The organism is Sunxiuqinia sp., assembly GCF_055140945.1.
The window spans coordinates 1-17,757 of the sequence record NZ_JBSQYS010000026.1; the positions used below are offsets into that span (position 1 = coordinate 1).

Consider the following 17,757-nt stretch of genomic DNA (forward strand, 5'->3'; position numbering starts at 1 on the left):
AAATGTACTTTGGTCGAAACCACAACTACCTTCATTGTTATTAATGAAGACGTGTCAGATGGCGGAGTTTGTCCTGAAACGATTACCCGTACTTATCAAGTGACTGATTCATGCGGAAACACCTATGTGAAAGATTACATTTTCACAATTATCGATGAAACCAAACCAATCTTTGTTGGTCCAACGAGTATTACGGCTCAATGCTCTGCTCCTCCAGCATTTGCAAATCTTAATGCATTCTTGAGTGCCGATGGCTATGATATCATAGATTGTAAATTGAATACATCTAGCTTTAGCGTACAAACTGAAGCTCCAATTGGTGGACCATGCAACCAAAGAATTGTAAGACGCTATTCAGTTGAAGATATGTGCGGAAACATTTCTGTTTTCACTCAAACGATTACTATTCGTGATACTGAGAAACCGGTATTCGTGCGTGCTCCTCAAAACCAAACGGTTACTTGCAATATTCCAACGCCATATCAAAATTATAATGAATTTGCATCTGATGGTTGGATGGCTACAGACAACTGCGGACTGAATTATAACAGTTTCAGACACGTTTCAGATGATACCACATCCTTTAGCTGTCCAATCGTGGTTTACCGGACTTACGCAATTACTGATAATTGTGGTAATACTGCTGAACTTAAGCGTTTCATTACTGCAATTGATGAAGAGCCGCCAACAATCAATGCGCCGGCAAATATGCGAATAAACATTGGTACACCATATCCTGATGCTGCGGTTAACTATGCCGAGTTCACCGCCCAAGGAGGAACAGCCTTTGATAATTGTGAAATCGACACTGCCTCGTTGAATTTGATCGATGAAGTAACATATACGTCTACTGATGCGGACACGATTGTTAGGACTTACGAAATAAGCGATGCTTGTGGAAACACTTCTACCGATGCACAAGTGATCATCATCAATAAGCTGGTGCCGGCATACCTGATTAATTCACCTGATTTATACATTGAGTGCCGTACCGATTTAGGTACTCCATTTACAACATTGGCTGAATTTATTGCTGGAGGTGGATTTGGATACAGTAGTTGTGGTTTCGACCAAAGTACATTTGCAATGGTTTCTGAAAGTTCAGATGGATTGAGATGTCCTGAGACCGTTACACGAACTTACCAGATCGTGGATCTTTGCGGCGATACGGCTACTGCGACTCAAACCATCTACATTCATGACCTAACAGAACCGACCATTTCATGTCCTGCTAATGTTTCAATTAGCTATGAAGCTGGAATACCCGAACCGTTTACAGACTTGGCTGGATTTATTGCAGGTGGTGGTCAGGCTAATGATAATTGTGGGCTAGTCAACGAAACATTCACCTTGGTTGACGAAAGCTACCCACCGGGAACCTGCCCCGAGCAAATTATCAGAACCTACGAAATAGCTGACTCCTGCGGCAATACGGCACAATGTCAGCAAGTGATTACGGTACTCGACAACGTAGGTCCTGAAATGACCGCTCCTGCAGACATTGAAATAGTCTGTTTGGGCGACACCACATTGTCGTATGCAAGCTATGCCGAATTTGTTGCAGCAGGTGGTTCTGCCAGCGATCAATCTGGAATTGTGGAAAGCTCATTCGGGCTTTATACCGTCGTACAAACAACTACCGCAAATGGAGCTGAAGTGATCCGTACTTATGCCATTAAAGACTCCTGCGACAATATTGGCGTCGTTGAACATCGGATTATCGCACTGGATGATGAACCGCCAATTGCAGTTTGTAACGATATAACGGTCACTTTGAATGAAAGCGGAGTTTATCAATTGACTGATATTGACCTTCAAACAATTGGCAGCGGTTCATCCGACAATTGTACTGCTGCAAGTGACTTGCTGTTCAGTGTTAGCATTAGCCAGTTCGATTGTGCTGATATTAACGGATTTATTTCCGTAGTCTTGACCGTGACCGATGAAGGTGGCAACAGCTCAACATGTAATACAACCATTCAAGTGCTCGACACCATCGTTCCAACCGTGAATTGTAAAGACATCACAACCTATCTTGGTGCAAACGGTCAGGTGACTGTTTCTGCGTCTCAATTATTGGATACCTACGATGACAACTGTAGCATCGCATCGATATTAGTTAACAAAGGAGATTTCGATTGTACAAATATTGGAGATAATTTGGTTTCAATTACAGTTACGGATCTCGCAGGCAACTCTGCAACATGTAATTCCACAGTAACAATTGCAGACACAATTCCACCAAGAATTGTATGTCAGGATATTGAATTGTTCTTAGATGCCAGTGATGTATTATCAATTAACGAAAGCATGATCGTATTGGCAAGCTCCGATGAATGCGGAATTGCTTCAGTTGAATTGAGCCAAACAGACTTTAACTGTCTGAATGTTGGTCAGAACAGTGTGACTGTTACTGCGACTGATGTTAATGGTAATGTTTCAACTTGTATTGCACAGGTAACCATTTATGGTAATTCTCGTCCTGATGCACAGGATGATACTGAAACCATTATCCATAACCTGCCAACAATCATTGATATTTTAGCCAATGACACAGATCCAAATAGCTCGATTGATGCATCAACATTGACTATTACGAACCAGCCAAGCAACGGAACAGTCGTAATTAACAGCGACTTTACAGTTACATATACGCCAAATACTGACTATACCGGAACCGATGCCTTTACCTACAGCATCTGTGACGATGGTATTCCATGCGATACATTGTGTGACGAAGCGCTCGTTCAATTGGCAGTATTGCCTCCAAATGAGCCTCCTACAGTTATGGTTGACAATTTCACTGGTAGCTGTAATAACATCGTTGGAAGCTTAACCATAAATGATTTCGATCCAAATGGAGATCAACTCATCATCAATACCACACTGGTGGTTGAGCCAACCCAGGGAACTTTGACCATATTCGATGATGGTACATTCCGCTATGAGTTTGAACGTGGCATCGCTTACCGCGACAGCTTTATTTATGAAGTTTGCGATGATAATTACAATAGCATGTGTACTCAGGGAATTGCGTACATCAGTATTTTTGCTGACTCGGATTGTGATGGAGTTGCCGATAGCACTGATATTGATGATGACAATGATGGTATTGTCGATTGGGAGGAAGGAGATCGGACAATTGATTCGGATGGTGATGGAGTACCAAATAGTTTGGATATCGATTCGGATAACGATGGTATTATTGATAATATTGAAGCACAGGCAGAAGGTGAATATGTTGCACCAAGCGGATTGGATGAAAATAGAAACGGATTGGATGATATTTACGAACAAGGATCGCAAGTTGGTATTGACGCAGTTGACACTGACGGCGATGGCACTCCTGATTACCTGGATGCTGACTCTGACAATGATGGAGTGCCTGATAGCGTCGAAGGTTATGACATTGGAGCAAAAGGTATTGCCGAGCTAATTCCTGAATATTCAGATATTGACGGAGATGGATTGGATGATGCTTACGACAATTTCTTCGGGAATTACAATACCAATGATCCGGACAACCCATATGGAACGAATCCACACTTGCAGGACTTTGATAATGATGGAATCCGTGACTGGCGTGATACGGATGACGACAATGACCTGATCCCAACGAAATATGAGGATTTAAACAACAATAACATTTACTACGACGATGATATTGATTTCGACGGACATCCGGAGTATCTGGACTTCCAGGAAGACTGTGAATTATTTATTCCTGAAGGGTTCTCACCAAATGGTGATGGCATTCACGATTTCTTCCAAATCGTTTGTATCGACAAATATCCGAATGCGAAGTTGTTAATCTTTGATCGTTGGGGAGAATCAATGTATGAACATGAACACTATGGTAATCTAAGCTTCTGGGGCAGCTATGAAAAAGCATGGTGGGATGGAAGCCGAACAAACGAAGGCCAATTTGACAGTGAGAAACTTCCGGTAGGTAACTACCTATACATCTTGATCAAGGGAGACGGAAATATGGAAAGAGGATTTGTAATGATTTCGTATTAAAGAATATTATTAATAATATCGTAGCGGGAATGGCTGGAAGGAGAAAGCAACATATAATTACCAATTGCATGAAGAGAAGTTTCGTTCTTTTCATGATGGTAATGGCTTTTCATATCTCAGCCCAAGCACAAACCGACCCTATTTTCACCCAATACATGAACAGCATACAAACGGTAAACCCGGCCTATGCCGGTATGTGGGAGAAAGTAGGGATACAGGTTTTTACCCGTCAGTATTATGTCGGCCACGATGGAGCCCCTCTCACCAAGTCAGTTTCATTCTACTCCCCTATAAAAAATGAGAATAATGGAATTGGGCTGAATATTGTTGACGATCGGATTGGTTATGAAAAAAAGTTAACTGTTACTGCCGACTATGCCTATCAGGTCAGGTTAGATTGGAAAACCTATTTACGCATGGGATTAAAGGCCGGTTTTATTAACTACGACAACCTTTTAACACAATATCAGCTGTATCCTGATGGTATCGATGATCCCCAATTCATGGAAGACGTTCACATTAATTTCATGGTTAGTTGGGGAATTGGAGCTATGGTTTACTCGAAAGACTACTATGTCAGTTTTTCAATTCCACAAATTATCAAGAATGATTTTCAGGCCAACCGAAACAACTATTCTTCACTTGCTGAATTAAGATATGCCTATTTAATTGGTGGATATCTTTTTGGGCAGCAGCGACAAATTCGGTTTAAACCATCCTTTATGTTAAAGGGTGCCATTGGAGCTCCACTTCAAGCAGACGTCTCTGCTAACTTTTTATTCTACAATAAATTTTGGCTCGGAGCAATGTACCGAACCAACAATACTGTTGCCGCAGTCATGCAGTTGGTCGTATTAAAAAACCTCCGGCTTGGGTATGCTGTAGATTACTCAATATCTCAGGAATTTCGAAAATACCAGTTGGGAACTCATGAAATCCGTTTGATATACGAGTACGACTTTTATAAACGACCTTATACCAAAAGACGGTATTTTTAATTGAAGTGCAGATAGAAAAAGACATCAACTAAAACAGAAGAACAGAACGAAGAAGAAAAAAACAAGAACAAGAAGATACACGTTCCAAACATTGAGATCTTCAGGAAGTCGTCGTTACACTCTGAAACCAGAACAAAACAATCGCCCGATCTATATTGTTGTATTTTAGAAGGTTAATGCCAGACCCATTACCCCTTCGGTAGTCGTCTTACATTTCAACACATTCAAAAACATGGCAATCAGTAATCTAAAAAGTAAGTTTTACAGCTCCACCAAGATTTCCTTGATCTATTTGATTATTAGTTGCGTTTACATCATTTTCTCCGATGAATTTATTTTGCATATTTTCGGCAGTACACTATCAGTTTCTACCTTAACGACCATTCAAACCTACAAAGGACTGTTGTTTGTTTTTCTAACCTCAGCCCTTCTGTTTTTATTAATTCAACGCGAAATAAAAGCAAAAAGAAAATACATTCAGAAACTGGAATTGCAAAAGCAGGATCTTTTAAATCTAACAGCTGAAAATGAAAAGGTAAAAAAAAGGTTGCAGGAAAGGAATGTCTATATTGAAACCATCTTGAAGAATCTTCCTCTGGGAATTGCCGTAAATAGAATGGATATTGGCACCACTACATTTATGAATAAAAATTTCTCGAAAATCTATGGTTGGCCGGAAAAAGATTTGGATAACATTGACAGTTTTTTTGAAAAAGTTTATCCGGATGAAAAATACAGGGAGCAAATAAAAGAGAAGATGTTTAAAGCTATTGAAGATGGAGACCCCAACCAGATGCTTTGGACGGATATCGAAATTACAACCGGCACCGGCAAAAAAAAGATTATAGAAGTCCAAAACATACCGGTATTCGATCAGAATTTAATGATTTCTACAGTCAGGGACACAACCCAACAAAACACGATTGAACAAAAGGTGAAAGCAAGCGAAGCAAAATTTTCGACACTTTTTAAAATGAACCCAACTGCCATTGTTTTTACCCGTCTTTCGGACGGCGCAATAATGGAGGTCAATCAAGCGTACATCGATTTATTTGGGTATTCAAAAGAAGAGCTGATCAATCAGTCAACAAAGAAGATTTCTATTTGGGAGAATTCTACGCAAAGAGATTTGATGATTGAAACACTAATGCAGGACAGATTCATCCATGATTTTGAAGCTCTGGCAGTTCGCAAAGATGGTCAAATCATCGAGACGCTTTCCTATCTTCAAGTCATTGATCATTCGGGAGTTGAATCAATAATCGCCATCATTCTTGACATCACTGAAAAGAAAAGAAACGAGCACAAAATCGAAGAGTCGAGAATACTGTTGGAGAAAATTATAAATAATCTGGATGAAGCTGTTTTATTAGTTGACCCTAAGGCTAGAAATATAAAACTGGCTAATGCTGCCGTTGAACGTATTTTTGGATATTCACCAAGAGAGATTGTTGGCAAACAAACAAAACTGCTACATATTAATCAGGAAATGTTTGAGGAATTTGGAAAACGAAGTATACCGAAACTTGAAAAAGATGGTGTGTTTCACACTCAATTTCAAATGAAACATAAAACCGGAAATTTAATTGAAACCGAGAATACCGTTTCAACCATAAAAGAAGAAGATGGATGGTTCTTGGGTGTTGTAAGTGTAATTCGAGATATCACAAAACGAAAAAAAACGGAAGGCAAACTAAAAGAATACCAGAAATCGTTGAAAATGCTGACAACAGAAATCTCATTGTCTGAAGAAAAACAACGAAAAGAAATTGCAGCCAATATTCATGACCATTTAAGCCAACTGCTAGTCATATCAAAAATGAAATTGACAGATATTCAGAAAGATACTACCAGCCCCAAAATACTTGATGAGTTAAAAGCAGTAATTAACTACATCTCAGAAGCACTGGAAAATACCCGAAAGATAACTTACGACCTTAGTCCACCTGTGTTGTACGAACTTGGTCTAATTGAAACCTTGTATTGGCTTGCAGAAAAAACAGAGGAGGAACACCGCATAAAAACAACATTTTCGTCGGATGTAAATGAACTACAAATCACCGAATCCAATTTGATTTTCATATACCGAATAGTACAGGAGTTAGTCAATAATAGTGTAAAACATGCACACGCAAAAAAGATTAACATTTCTCTCAAAGCTTTGAATGGTGAACTTGAAATCATGATTTCCGACAACGGGAAAGGATTCAACGTCAAAAACATACCACAAACAAAAATAGGGAAAGGTGGGTTTGGTCTTTTTACCGTAAGAGAACGGATACAAAATCTGAATGGTAGAATTTCAATTTATTCAGAAATGAAAAAAGGAACGGAAGTTAAAATTTATATACCTTTAGAATAATCTAACATCCGCATAAATGCAAATTGAAATCGTTTTAGTCGATGATCACAAAATTCTCCGCGATGGTCTCAAAAATGTAATTGAGAAAATCGCAAATATGAAAGTAGTGGGAGAAGCAGATAACGGAAGGGAGGCCTTGGAACTATGTTCTAAACTAAAACCTAAAGTTGTAGTAATGGACATCGCCATGCCAGGTTTAAACGGAATTGAAGCCACCCGCCAGATTGTTAAGGAGAATCCAGAATGCAAAGTAATCGCGTTGTCGATGCACTCCAACAAAAGATTTGTGACCGGTATGATTAATGCTGGTGCTTTTGGTTATATGTTGAAAGATGCCGACGCAAGTGAACTGATAAAAGCCATAAACACGGTTGTTGCTAACAAAAAGTACGTTTGTAACAAAATTTCAGGAGTTGTCCTTAATAAGGAAGTAATCAATAACACAGAGGAAGAAGAAACCGATTTAAGCCAACGTGAAAAAGAAATTCTTCAGTTAATTGCCGAAGGAAAATCTTCAAAAGAAATAGGTACTATTCTTTTCCTTAGCTCAAAAACAGTAGACACACACCGGAAGAATATTATGGATAAACTGGAGTTACGAACCCTGCCCGAACTAACCAAATATGCTATACGATCGGGGTTAACCTCACTCGACGATTAAGCTTTTTAACTACTTTCCATTTTTCTGAACATCCAATTTCCGTTGTTCACCTCTTCAGGAAATAAGAATACTCAAACACGAGATTAAGCAATCTGCTTATTGCAATAAACTTTAACCCCTTCCATCTTTGTATCTGGAAAAATAGCGACGCAGATATAAAATTTAGAGATGGGCAGAGGAGAAAGAAACGTGAAGGAAAAGAAAAAGCGAAGCAAAAAATTTGAACTGCTTTTTAACGAACTAAATGATGCCATGTTTCTGCACGATTTTGACGGAAACATACTTAAGGTTAATGACTACGCCTGTAGAAGGCTTGGTTATTCAAGAGAAGAGTTTGCATCAATGAATATTGGCGATTTTGCTTCTGATGATATTATTTCAAATTGGAAGGAAAGGATTGAAATCATCAAACGACAGAAGAACTTCACTTTTGAAACTACCTATATCACCAAATACAATCAGTTAATCTATGTTGAAATCGTTTCAAAACTCATTGAAATAGACAACAAGACATTGGTTTTAAGCAGCGGTCGTGATATTTCAAAAAGAAAAAATTATGAAATGCGATTGAAAGAATCGCGCAATATTGCAGCCGAGAACGAACTCGAATTGAACACCATTTTCAACAAAGCACCATCAACAATCATTCTTTTTGACGAGGAGTCAAGGATTATTCGAATCAACCACAAGGGGATATTAAAATTCAACGTAGACGATGAAAACCTTATTAATAAGCGAATTGGAGACATTCTCAATTGTGAAAGCACTCGAAACAGAACCATTAATTGTGGTTTTGCCAGTGCATGCATAAAGTGTCAGCTTTCAGAGATTATTCGCAATACCATCACCCAAAAGGCTGAATACAACAAAAAGGAAATCTCAATCGAACTCCTGCGAGATGGCGTATCGACCAATAAAACACTGTTAATTTCCACTGCATTTTTAAAAAAGAACGGACAAAATACCTACCTGGCAACTATCGACGACATCACATCCAGAAAACAGATGGAACTGGAATTAATTGCAGCAAAAGAAAAAGCCGAAGAATCGGAAAAACTTAAATCTGCATTTTTAAACAATATCAGTCACGAAATTCGTACTCCGCTTAACGGAATATTGGGCTTTATCAATTTCTTCGAAGATGATAGTTACAATTATTCGAAAGAAGAAAAAACGGAATTCATTCGGATTATGCGCGAGAGTGGTGAGCGACTTGTCAACACTGTTACCGATCTGGTTGAGGTATCAAAACTAGACAGTGGAATTCATACCCTTTGCGAAGAAAAAGTGGAGCTCATTAACGAGCTTCAAGCCTTTGTAAACGAACAAAAAGTCCGATTTGCAAACACAACTATTTTATTTGAATCTGAAATTGACCCTGCTTTAAAAAATCAGACCATTGTAATTGATAAAATCAAGCTTTTTCAGATTCTAAAAAACCTTATCAATAACGCACTTAAATTTACATCGCAAGGAAAAGTATGTTTATCGGCAAAAACAAAAAATACCAACCTTATTTTTTCGGTTGAAGATACCGGAATCGGTATAGACCCCAAATACCAGGATGCCATTTTTGAGCCTTTTCGACAAGCTGATTCCGGCTTATGCAGAACATACGACGGAAATGGCCTTGGCTTGACGATTGCTAAAAAACTAGCCGGAAAACTAGGAGGGGATATTTGGTTTGAATCAGAGTCTGGTAAAGGAACTACTTTTTTCTTTTCCGTTCCACTTCATATCATCAAAAGCACAAACACACATTCGGTGCATCAACGCAACGGGGCCTCACCTAATTTGAAACTGGCTGGTAAAAAAATCCTAATTGCAGAAGATGAAATGTCAAATTACGTGCTTCTTGAAGCAATTCTCAAGAAAGAACAATGTCAACTTGTCCATGCTTCTAACGGCAAAGAAGCGGTAGACATTTTCAGCAAGGATCCTTCGTTTGATATCATAATAATGGATATAAAAATGCCGGTGATGGATGGATTGGAAGCAACGAGTAAAATTAAAGCAATACGGAAAGAAGTTCCGATTGTCGCTTATTCAGCATACGTCTTTAATGAAGAAAAACAGAAAGCGATAGAAGCAGGTTGTATCGATTTTCTATCCAAACCTGTTGGGAAGGAACAAATATTAAAAACCATCGAGAAACACATTCTTTCTTCAAGCGAATTATTTAAACATTGATTTGTTGCTTATCCCAGATTATAAATTCTGAATTTATAAACCGATTATTGCCACAATTTTAGCTATGACAGCTCTAAGAAACCGAATAGCCTCCGAATTCCACCCCGTAAAGATTGTTTTAGTAGAAGATAATGCTGAAGTGGCTGGATGGATAAAAGATAAGATAAACGATTTCGGGAATTTAGCACTTGCAGGGATATCTAATACATATAATGGCGCATTTGAAATGATTAAAAACGAAGAGCCACAATTGGTTATTCTGGATTTAAGACTCCCGGACGGAAATGGATTGGACATTCTGAAAAAAATAAGAAAAACCAGATTGAATATTATTGTAATAATTCTATCACTGAATATTCAGACTAAAAATGTTTGTTTAAGGATGGGAGCTGATTATTTCTTCGATAAAAATAAAGGCACTGACGTTCTAATAGAAAAACTAAAATATTTCAACGGCTAATAAAATTTCATGAGCGATTTAACTTGTTCTTAGCGCATGAATAAGTTCCTTTTTTGACATTTTACTCTGGCCATTAATACCAACGTATTTTGCTTTGTCGTATAAATGGACAAATGTTACAGCTTTCTCATTCCTTCGCAGTTTGTCTGGATTAATTACACCGCGCGGTAATAGCAGCATGCCGTAGTTGTTATTTCAAATTCATGGATAGAATTCACTCAATTACAGATGCAAGCTGACATTAGGTTTTTTAATTACTATTAAATAATCCAACGATTACTATGCCCAACATAAATATAAATAAGAACCAGAAAAAGGTTCCCAATGCCAATGTGGTCTCTTGTTCTTTGGCAATTTCATCTTTTTGCAGTTCTAACTCGCCCTTGGTTTTTGGGTTTGGAGTTGTGGCTGCTAACAGCAGCGCAATTATTAATCCGACTACCAGCGGTGGAATCCAATACACAGTATCATAAAAATACGGTCCTACCGGAGCAATCCAAAAATCGGCAGCAAAAACTGCCAACAGAACAATTGCAAAAAAAGCCCAGAAACTTCCCCACGGTCCTCTCTTTTTCAGAAAATAAGAAAAGAACAGAGTTATTAAAAATGTAATTGAAACCAGATAAACTATACCTAAAAATATGCTACTCATAACTGTTGTTTTTTATATTCAATTCATATTTAAAACCAATATTGTGCCAATATCACCCATTACATTTTGAACTTTAGCTTTAAAAACACTAAAAACAAAACCAGATAGAATTAAGTATTTTTTTGAATGGATTAAACAATCCGGTTCTTTCCGAATTAATGAAACAGTTTTTTTTCATACACGCTAAAACTGCCTCTAGCTTACGATTACACAAATATGAATTACTCTGGTAGCATTAATTTTCTTTCAACTCAAGCTTCAGATAATTTACGTAATAGTATTCTTTTCAAAATACATCTCTCAAAAGAGTTGAATCATTGTTTGTCTCTCAATTTAAGCGCAAAAGCGAATCCAACATTTGAGGAATTATTCTGTGAATTGTAGATTTTTTTCCTCAATTTCATTTATTAGCCCTTTGTTATTTTTTTTAATTAATATGCTGGAACGACTAGCTCAGTAATCTTAAATGAATCACCCCGCTGCAAGCGGACCAGCTATCAAAAAGAAATCAAACCTAAGTCAGGACAACATAAATGCCCGACATTGAATAAGCAGCTAAAATTTTGTTTTCCGTAATTGAAAAAGCAAAATATGAAAGCTGATATTTCCCTATTGTTTGTAATAGGTGACAGAATTCATATCACGAAGGAGAATTTATACGCAGAACAAGCTATTTCCATAATAACTCTGTAGAATTATTTCCTCGCTATTCAACAAATCAACAGATATCAACATATTACGCTTAGCTTTCAATCAAAAACCCTGAGCACATTCTACTATTAAACAGGCACTTACACTTGCAACAAAAAGTATATATCAGATGGATAAGCTTGGTACGGTTATCGATTTCCTTAATTCACACACGAACTCAATAAAAAAAGAAGGACATACATTATGAAACCACTACCAAATGAAATTGTCAAAAAGAATATTGTTGACCAACTTGTCTGGAATGGCGATATAAATATTAAGGATATCAATATCGAGGTCGGGGATGATAAAGTACTGCTTAAAGGAACCGTTGACAGTTACAGCAGTAAACTTGAAGCCGCCAGAGAGACAATGCTTATAGCCCGCAACCACGATATCGAAAACCAACTGGAAGTTAAATTTAATCCCAAACAATCGGTTACGAACGATCTTGAAATAATGGACAACATTCAGAATATTTTAAGGTGGAATGATGGAATTAATCCAATAGACATACAAGTTGAAGCTGAAAACGGAAAGGTGACTTTATCCGGTACCGTTTCCCGATCGCGTGAAAAAACGAAGGCTGAGAAAATTGCAGCGTCCGCCAAAGGTGTTGTTGATGTTAGTAATCAGATTTCAGTAAAACCATCAACGATACATTCTGATACAGAGATTGCAAATGATGTTAAAAGAGCATTCGAAAGAAATCCACTTATCGACACGGACAAAATTTTTACAGAAGTAACGACCGGTATTATTCATCTCTCAGGCTCTGTTGCCAATGACGTTATCAGGAAGGAAATCCATGATATCGCCCTGTATACTGATGGTATTGTAGATATTGTGAATGAAATTACCATTGAATAGCAAGTAGTTCGCCATTACTTCTGCGCCTGAATCCGATAAAAAAAATAACAAATATCCCTACCCGACTTGCGGACTTGTTGGATATAAAACCAGAGAATGAATTCCAGGTTCGAGCCTACAGAAACGCTATCCGAATCATTGGAGGACTTTATTTATTCCCGAAAGGTTTTTCATGAATTAAAAATTTAAGGAAATCACATTATGAAAGTTAAAAGTATGATTTTACAGTTATTGGTGTTAATCCTCATTGTACCGACTGCCTACAGTCAGCCTCGCGAAATATACATCGAAGGGCACGACCAGTTGAGGTACACAGTTGAAACAATAAAGGCAAAACCGGGCGAAACCCTGAAAATAACGTTGAAAACGGTTAGTGCAATGGACAAAAGTCAGATGTCGCACAACTGGGTGTTGCTAAAACAAGGGACTGACCCAATGAACTTTGTTACCAAAGGATTACAACACCCCAAGTCAGAATACATTGATCCGGCGCTGACCGACAAGATTATTGCAAAAACCGATATGCTTGGTGATGGAGAAACGGATTCAGTAACTTTTAAAGTACCCGACAAAAAGGGCGAATACCAGTACGTTTGCACTTTCAGAGCACATTTTCAGGCCGGAATGAAAGGCAAATTGATTGTGGAATAATTTGAGGTGCAGAGGCGAACAAAGGAAAAACTTACGAAAAAAGAAAATCTATTCCATCGAAACAAAAGCCCGAGAATAAACGTCACGTATACCACTGAACGAATGCAGGAAACACAGTGAAGACGACATCTGTGTTTATAAAAAAATAAAATAATTGATTATGGAACTCATCTATAAATTTGAAGAACTTGACAACTCGAATGTTAAAGAAGTTGGCGGAAAAAATGCTTCGTTGGGCGAAATGTTTCACCAGCTAAGTTCGAAGGGTATTAATGTCCCCGACGGATTTGCTACGTCAGCTGAAGCCTACTGGAGATTCATCCGCGAAAACGAGCTGGAAGATAAGCTAAAAGAGACGCTTTCTTCATTAAATGATGATGATTCCACCGAGCTGAAAAAAGCGGGCAAAAAGTGCCGCAAATTATTAATGAAAGCCACCATTCCCGAAGACATTGAAAAAGCTATTCTCGATGGTTACAATGAACTGAAAAAGCGTGAAGAATCACTGGAGAGTGTTGCTGTGCGAAGCAGTGCTACTGCCGAAGATTTACCCGATGCAAGTTTTGCGGGGCAACACGAAACGTACCTCAACATTAAAAATGAAGATGAATTGCTCGAAGCCTGGAAAAAATGTGTGGCTTCGTTGTTTACCAACCGTGCCATAAAATACCGCGAAGAGAATGATTTTGAACACATGAATGTGGCACTTTCAGTAGGCGTGCAAAAAATGGTACGTTCCGATAAAGCTTCGGCAGGTGTAGCTTTTACCATTGATCCCGACAGTGGCTTTGAAAATGTGATCCTGGTAAACGGAACATGGGGACTGGGAGAAAATGTGGTGCAGGGGACTGTACGCACTGATGAATTTTATCTTTTTAAAGAAGCGTTGAAAAATGACAAAGATCCCATTCTCTCCAAAAAACTGGGTTCGAAAAAGAAAATGATGGTTTACAAGAAAAAGAAGAAAAGCGACGAAACCATCAAAAACAAAAAGACTCCGTCTAAAAAGAGAAAGAAATATGTATTGAAGGATGAGGAGTTGGTTCAACTCGGGAAGTGGTGTCTCGAAATTGAGAAACATTACAACAAAGCCATGGATATTGAATGGGCAAAAGACGGAAATTCCGATGAATTATTTATCGTACAAGCTCGTCCCGAAACAGTACATTCTTCCAAAGAAAAACCAAGCAAGTTGAAGAAATTCAGTCTGAAAGATGGAGGCCACGAACCGATGCTTACCGGCGTGGGTATTGGTGATAAAATTGCTGCCGGCAAAGCAAAAATTCTCGATTCGCCCGATGAGGCCGACAAACTGGAGGAAGGAGATGTTCTGGTAACCAAAATCACCAATCCGGACTGGGATCCGGTGATGAAAAAAGCCTCAGCCATTATTACCAACAGCGGCGGCAGAACCAGTCATGCGGCAATTGTAGCCCGCGAGTTAGGCGCAGTAGCTGTTGTTGGCGCAAAAGATGCCACCGACGAAATAAAGGACGGGCAGGAAATTACCGTTTCGTGCGCCACCGGGAACGAGGGGCGCATTTATGACGGAATCCTTGACTGGAATGAAGATGAAATTGATCTGGATAAAATTGGAAAACCTGATACTGAAGTAATGCTTATTCTTGCTAATCCCGCTACTGCGTTCAACAATGCTATGCTTCCGGTTGACGGTGTAGGTTTGATGCGCCTGGAGTTTGTCATTAACAGTTCCATCAAAGCGCACCCAATGGCTCTCATAAACTATGATGAACTGAAAAGCAAGAAAGCAAAAAAGAAAATTAAAAAGCTCACCAAAGGATACGACGATAAAAAAGAATATTTTGTCGATAAATTATCGAAAGCAGTGGCTACCATTGCTGCCGCTTTCTATCCGAAAGATGTAATTGTGCGGATGAGCGATTTTAAATCGAATGAATATGCTGAATTAATTGGCGGTAAGGAATTCGAGCCGCAAGAAGAAAATCCGATGGTTGGTTTTCGCGGTGCCTCCCGTTACTATCACGATAAATACAAAGAAGGATTTGCGTTAGAATGCCAGGCAATGCAAAGAGTGCGGGATGACATGGGACTCACAAATGTAAAACTGATGATTCCGTTCTGCCGTACTGTGGAAGAAGGAAAAAAGGCAAAGCGCGTTATGGCCGAAAACGGATTGAAACGCCGTAAAAACGGGCTTGATATATATATGATGGCCGAAACACCAAGTAACGTAGTTCTCGGTGAAGATTTTGCTGAAATATTCGATGGGTTTTCTATCGGTTCCAACGACCTGACACAGTTGACACTGGGACTTGACCGCGACTCAGAAATGGTGAGCGACTTGTTTTCCGAAAAGGACAATGCCGTAAAAACATTGATTAAATGGGCTATTGACAAAGCGCACTCCAAAGAACGCAAAATAGGTTTGTGCGGACAGGCGCCTAGCGACTTCCCCGAAATGGCACAATACCTGGTTGAATGCGGAATTGATAGTGTTTCGTTTAATCCCGATGCTGTAGCCAAAGGAATCGAAAATATTGCAGAGGCCGAGAAAAAGAAAAATAAATAGTTATGCCTGAATTACCCGATGTTGAAATTTTCAGAAAAGCAGCTGAAGTTCCTGCATGTGGCATATTAATTGATTTCTTCTATTTGTCCGTTCGAATGAAAGATCTGGCTGGGGGACCAACAAACAGGAATGAATTAGTTTGAAATTATTTAAAAATCAATAAATTATAAGTTATGAAAACACTAAAGTACATTTTTTTATTTGTATTCTATTTGTATGCAATCAACCTCGTGGCACAAGAAACAAAATGGGTAGCCGACAAAGCTCATACAAAAGTTAAATTTTCTGCAACTCACATGGCAATTTCTGAGGTAGATGGTAAGTTTACCGATTACGATGTGGAAGTTTTTGCTGACGGTAAAGATTTTGACGGAGCAAACGTTAAAGTGACTATTGATGCAAAAAGTATTGATACCGACAATTCTAAAAGAGACGAACACCTGCGCTCTGATGATTTTTTAAGTGTGACAGAATATCCTGAAATAACATTTACGGGAGAACTGGAAGAAACCGCCACAAAAGGAGAATATAACCTTGAAGGTGTATTAACCATCCGCGGCATTTCCAAAAAAGAACTACTTCATGTTGAACACAATGGAACGGTAGAAGCGATGGGAGCTGTACGCGCCGGATTTAAAATTACCGGAACAATTGACCGTTTTGACTACAATGTAGACTGGAACAAAACGTTTACAAGTGGACTGGTAGTTGGCAAGGAAATTGACATTGTTTGTGATATTGAACTGAATAAAGCAAAAGAATAACAAGATAGGGAGCCAATCAGTTAGTAAAAAAAGAAGAGCCGTGGACAGGGAATTTTCCCTTGCAACGGCTCTTTTTTTTTTAATAATTTGCTTTTTTTTATGTCTCCGGTGAAACTCCCATTGATAATCATTCTCGTATGTTTTGAAAATACTTCTTATGGTCGTTTCATCTAAAAGTATTACTCGGCAATGCCAATTACACCGCAGGCAACTCTCGCTCCGGCTGCTCCGGTAGGCTGCGACGTTAAATCATCTTCACCAGCATGCACGATAATTGCCCGGCCAATGATCGCGTGTTTGCCGGTAAAGCTTATCATTGAGTCTGTCATTTCAAAATGAACCGTACCATCTTCGTCAGCTTCAATATTCCCCAAATCGCCTACATGACGCTCAGCATCAGAAGGTGAACCGTGCTTTGTGTTTTCAGGGTTAAAATGTCCTCCAGAGGAAGTTCCATCAGATGCCGAACAATCTCCGTATTGGTGAATGTGGAAACCGTGCTTCCCTGGCGTAAAGCCTTCGCCATCAAAAACTATCTTCACATCTGAGCCGCTTTGGGTAAATGTTACAATACCGCGTACATCGTTTCCTTCAGTAGGATGCAGAACACAAACAGCTTTGTTTACCGACATGTCAGACTCCACAACACTTTTTTCAGTATTCATGGACGACTCATTTTCCTGATTTTGTTTTTGTGCATTGGTGCACGACTGAGTTGCAAATAATATTCCTGCTGCAATTAGCAAATTAAGCACTAGTAGTTTTCTATGTTTCATAACTTAAATTTTTAGAGTTAATTATAAATTTCATCACTGTTCTTGATGAACATATATTAAATCCCTAATTTTAGCCGGGATTATATTTTCACCATTAGAGCAAAGAAAATGT

The 17,757-nt window shown here is 38.7% G+C and carries 14 protein-coding genes; 11 read left to right on the forward strand and 3 right to left on the reverse strand.

Translation table 11 applies throughout. From position 1 onward, the window contains the following. The 6 genes from ACTB00_RS12710 to ACTB00_RS12735 all read left to right on the forward strand — a co-directional run. The coding region (locus ACTB00_RS12710) for an Ig-like domain-containing protein (RefSeq protein WP_463300295.1) at positions 1–4,020 on the forward strand (4,020 nt) is incomplete at its 5' end. 68 nt (positions 4,021–4,088) lie between these two features. Then, the gene (locus tag ACTB00_RS12715; protein WP_463300296.1) at positions 4,089–5,018 is read left to right on the forward strand and encodes a PorP/SprF family type IX secretion system membrane protein; all 930 of its coding nucleotides are present in this window, start codon (positions 4,089–4,091) and stop codon (positions 5,016–5,018) included. A gap of 232 nt (positions 5,019–5,250) precedes the next feature. After that, entirely contained in the window at positions 5,251–7,380 is a 2,130-nt protein-coding gene (locus tag ACTB00_RS12720; protein ID WP_463300297.1) for a PAS domain-containing sensor histidine kinase, read from the forward strand. Between the two features lie 16 nt (positions 7,381–7,396). Next, positions 7,397–8,041 (forward strand): response regulator, encoded by a 645-nt coding sequence (locus ACTB00_RS12725; protein WP_463300298.1) that lies wholly within the window; start codon positions 7,397–7,399, stop codon positions 8,039–8,041. Positions 8,042–8,209: 168 nt separating this feature from the next. Then, on the forward strand, positions 8,210–10,231 hold the full coding sequence (locus ACTB00_RS12730; RefSeq protein WP_463300299.1) for an ATP-binding protein: 2,022 nt from the start codon (positions 8,210–8,212) through the stop codon (positions 10,229–10,231). 64 nt (positions 10,232–10,295) lie between these two features. Then, positions 10,296–10,691 carry a response regulator gene (locus tag ACTB00_RS12735; protein ID WP_463300300.1) on the forward strand — a complete coding sequence of 132 codons (396 nt, stop codon included), beginning with the start codon at positions 10,296–10,298 and terminating at the stop codon, positions 10,689–10,691. Between the two features lie 18 nt (positions 10,692–10,709). Here the strand turns inward: ACTB00_RS12735 and ACTB00_RS12740 are convergent, their stop codons facing one another. Beyond that, positions 10,710–10,871 carry a hypothetical protein gene (locus ACTB00_RS12740; RefSeq protein ID WP_463300301.1) on the reverse strand — a complete coding sequence of 54 codons (162 nt, stop codon included), beginning with the start codon at positions 10,869–10,871 and terminating at the stop codon, positions 10,710–10,712. 70 nt (positions 10,872–10,941) lie between these two features. Then, on the reverse strand, positions 10,942–11,343 hold the full coding sequence (locus tag ACTB00_RS12745) for a hypothetical protein (protein ID WP_463300302.1): 402 nt from the start codon (positions 11,341–11,343) through the stop codon (positions 10,942–10,944). Positions 11,344–12,237: 894 nt separating this feature from the next. Here ACTB00_RS12745 and ACTB00_RS12750 point away from each other — a divergent pair. The 5 genes from ACTB00_RS12750 (at position 12,238) to ACTB00_RS12770 (ending at position 16,869) form a co-directional block, all read left to right on the forward strand. Continuing rightward, complete coding sequence (locus ACTB00_RS12750) at positions 12,238–12,903, forward strand: BON domain-containing protein (RefSeq protein ID WP_463300303.1); 666 nt, start codon at positions 12,238–12,240, stop codon at positions 12,901–12,903. Positions 12,904–13,119: 216 nt separating this feature from the next. Next, a complete protein-coding gene (locus ACTB00_RS12755; protein WP_463300304.1) occupies positions 13,120–13,554 on the forward strand; it encodes a plastocyanin/azurin family copper-binding protein in 435 nt (144 codons plus the stop codon). 160 nt (positions 13,555–13,714) lie between these two features. Next, complete coding sequence (gene ppsA / locus ACTB00_RS12760; RefSeq protein WP_463300305.1) at positions 13,715–16,105, forward strand: phosphoenolpyruvate synthase; 2,391 nt, start codon at positions 13,715–13,717, stop codon at positions 16,103–16,105. Between the two features lie 2 nt (positions 16,106–16,107). Beyond that, positions 16,108–16,248, forward strand: a complete 141-nt coding sequence (locus ACTB00_RS12765; protein ID WP_463300306.1) for a hypothetical protein — start codon at positions 16,108–16,110, stop codon at positions 16,246–16,248. A 30-nt stretch (positions 16,249–16,278) separates the two neighbouring features. Further along, positions 16,279–16,869 (forward strand): YceI family protein, encoded by a 591-nt coding sequence (locus ACTB00_RS12770; RefSeq protein WP_463300307.1) that lies wholly within the window; start codon positions 16,279–16,281, stop codon positions 16,867–16,869. 179 nt (positions 16,870–17,048) lie between these two features. Here the strand turns inward: ACTB00_RS12770 and ACTB00_RS12775 are convergent, their stop codons facing one another. Beyond that, the gene (locus tag ACTB00_RS12775) at positions 17,049–17,645 is read right to left on the reverse strand and encodes a superoxide dismutase family protein (RefSeq protein ID WP_463300308.1); all 597 of its coding nucleotides are present in this window, start codon (positions 17,643–17,645) and stop codon (positions 17,049–17,051) included. Positions 17,646–17,757 lie beyond the last annotated feature (112 nt).